General features: G+C 68.4%; 2 protein-coding genes. Both read left to right on the plus strand.

The window, feature by feature from the left end:
• Positions 1–388: 388 nt before the first annotated feature.
• Entirely contained in the window at positions 389–1,912 is a 1,524-nt protein-coding gene (gene katB / locus D180_RS04260) for a catalase KatB (protein ID WP_043090454.1), read from the plus strand.
• A 64-nt stretch (positions 1,913–1,976) separates the two neighbouring features.
• On the plus strand, positions 1,977–2,534 hold the full coding sequence (locus tag D180_RS04265) for an ankyrin repeat domain-containing protein (protein WP_017911818.1): 558 nt from the start codon (positions 1,977–1,979) through the stop codon (positions 2,532–2,534).
• The last annotated feature ends 114 nt before the right edge of the window (positions 2,535–2,648 follow it).

Below are 2,648 nucleotides of genomic sequence, written 5' to 3' on the forward strand. Positions count from 1 at the left end.
CGGCCGTGCAGCGCGCCGCCTACAGCCAAGCCGATCAGGCCCTGTTCGCCGATCGCAGCCGCGCGCTGAGCGCCAAGCGCTAGCGTCCGCCGTCGCGGCGCTACGCGCGGTGCATCGCGCCGCGGTGCGCTTGCGGCCGCGTCGCCAGGCATCGCCGCTGCCGCTGGCACGCGCGCGCGTCTACATTTTGCGGTCGATCTGCGGCTGCATCGTCGTCGAGTGACGCAGCGACGACGCTGCAGCTGCAACGGATTGCGCGCTCTACCAATGGTCGCGATCACAGTGCGCGGACGCGATTGGCCGCGTCGATGGCACCGATCGCAAGGAACGAATGTTCTGCGCGTCGCACTCCCGCCATGCTGCAGCTCCCTTCACACGAGCCGACGCCATGCGCCCTGGATCCCTGTTGTTGCTTGTCCTGTTGTCGCCTTCCCTGATCCTGTCGGCCAGCGCCGCGCAGTCCACGCTCACCCGCGACAACGGTGCGCCGGTGGGCGACAACCAGAACTCGCAGACCGCCGGGCCCAACGGCCCGACGCTGCTGCAGGACGTGCAACTGATCCAGAAGCTGCAGCGTTTCGACCGCGAGCGCATCCCCGAGCGCGTGGTGCACGCGCGCGGCACCGGCGTGCATGGCGAGTTCACCGCCACCGCCGATATCTCCGAGCTGAGCAAGGCCAAGGTGTTCGCGCCGGGTACGACCACGTCGGTGTTCGTGCGCTTCTCCTCGGTGGTGCACGGCAACCATTCGCCGGAGACGCTGCGCGATCCGCATGGCTTCGCCACCAAGTTCTACACCAGCGAAGGCAACTGGGACCTGGTGGGCAACAACTTCCCGACCTTCTTCATCCGCGATGCGATCAAGTTCCCGGACATGGTGCATGCGTTCAAGCCGGACCCGCGCACCAACCTCGACGACGATGCGCGCCGCTTCGACTTCTTCTCGCACGTGCCCGAGGCGACCCGCACCCTGACCCTGCTGTACTCCAACGAAGGCACGCCGGCCGGCTACCGCTTCATGGACGGCAACGGCGTGCATGCCTACAAGCTGGTCAACGCGCAGGGCCAGGTGCACTACGTCAAGTTCCACTGGAAGAGCCTGCAGGGCCTCAAGAACCTGGATCCGCAGCAGGTGGTGGCGGTGCAGGGCAAGGACTACAGCCACCTGACCAACGACCTGGTCGGCGCGATCAAGCGCGGCGACTATCCGAAGTGGGACCTGTACATCCAGGTGCTCGCGCCCGAGGACCTGGCCAAGTTCGACTTCGATCCGCTGGATGCCACCAAGATCTGGCCGGGCGTGCCCGAGCGCAAGATCGGGCAGATGGTGCTGAACAGGAACGTGGACAACTTCTTCCAGGAGACCGAGCAGGTGGCGATGGCGCCGGCCAATCTGGTGCCGGGCATCGAGCCGTCGGAAGACCGCCTGCTGCAGGGGCGGATCTTCTCCTACGCCGACACGCAGCTGTACCGCGTCGGCACCAATGGCCTGAGCCTGCCGGTGAACCGGCCGCGCTTGGCGGTCAACAACGGCAACCAGGACGGCGCGATGAATGCCGGCAGCACCAGCAGCGGCGTGAACTACGAGCCGAGCCGACTCAGCCCGCGGCCGCAGGATCCGAACGCGCGCTACAGCCAGTTGCCGCTGTCCGGCACCACCCAGCAGGCCAGGGTCACCCGCGAGCAGAACTTCAAGCAGGCCGGCGAACTGTTCCGCAGCTACAGCAAGAAGGAGCAGCAGGACCTGATCCAGAGCTTCGGCGAATCGCTGGCCGGCACCGACGACGAGAGCAAGCACCTCATGCTGTCGTTCCTGTACAAGGCCGACCCGGCCTACGGCAGCGGTGTGGCGCGGGTGGCCAAGGGCGACCTGGCGCGGGTCAAGCAATTGGCTGCGCAGCTGCAGGATTGATCCGTCCCACGCGCGGCCCGGCGGCGGCATCGCCGCGCCGCGCACTTTCTTGCGGAGACTCCCCATGCGTCGTGTTGTCTTCTTCCTTCTTGGCCTCGCGGTCAGCGCCACGGCGGTCGCTGCACCGGCCGCGCCGGCGGCGCCCGATCCGGCCGCGGTGCAGGCGCAATTGCGCAGCTATTTCTTCGATGCCGCGCGGCAGGGCCGCCAGGACATGCTGGCCGAGTTCATCCGCGCCCATTACGACCTCGATACGCGCGACGACAAGGGCTACACCGCGCTGATCCTCGCCGCCTACCATGGCCAGCAGGCGGCGGTGGAGCAGTTGCTGCGCGCCGGGGCCGACCCCTGCGCGCAGGACAAGCGCGGCAACACCGCGCTGATGGGCGCGATCTTCAAGGGCGAGCTGAGCATCGCCAAGCGGCTGATGCGGGCAGATTGTGCGCCGGACCAGCGCAACAACGCCGGTCAGACCGCGGCCATGTATGCGGCGCTGTTCCAGCGCACCGAGGTGCTGAAGGAGCTCGCCGCCAAGGGCGCCGACCTGCAGGCCAGGGATGCGCAAGGCAACGACGTGGCCAAGCTGCAGCGCGGCGAGTTCGCGACCGCACCGGCGCGCTGAGCGGTCCCGCCCCGCCCCGCCTCCGGGCGGAGGCCGGGCACGGCGATCGCACGGCGCGTGGATCGCGGGCCCCGGATCGGCGAAAATGCCCGGGTGGCCGGTTCCTCCGGCCCG

The organism is Xanthomonas sp. SHU 166 (assembly GCF_000364685.1).
Lineage (GTDB): Bacteria > Pseudomonadota > Gammaproteobacteria > Xanthomonadales > Xanthomonadaceae > Xanthomonas_A > Xanthomonas_A sontii.

Bases quoted from the DNA above. Each gene is read 5' to 3' on its own strand.
- katB (WP_043090454.1), top strand. From the start codon at position 389: ATGCGCCCTGGATCCCTGTTGTTGCTTGTCCTGTTGTCGCCTTCCCTG.
- D180_RS04265 (WP_017911818.1), top strand. From the start codon at position 1,977: ATGCGTCGTGTTGTCTTCTTCCTTCTTGGCCTCGCGGTCAGCGCCACG.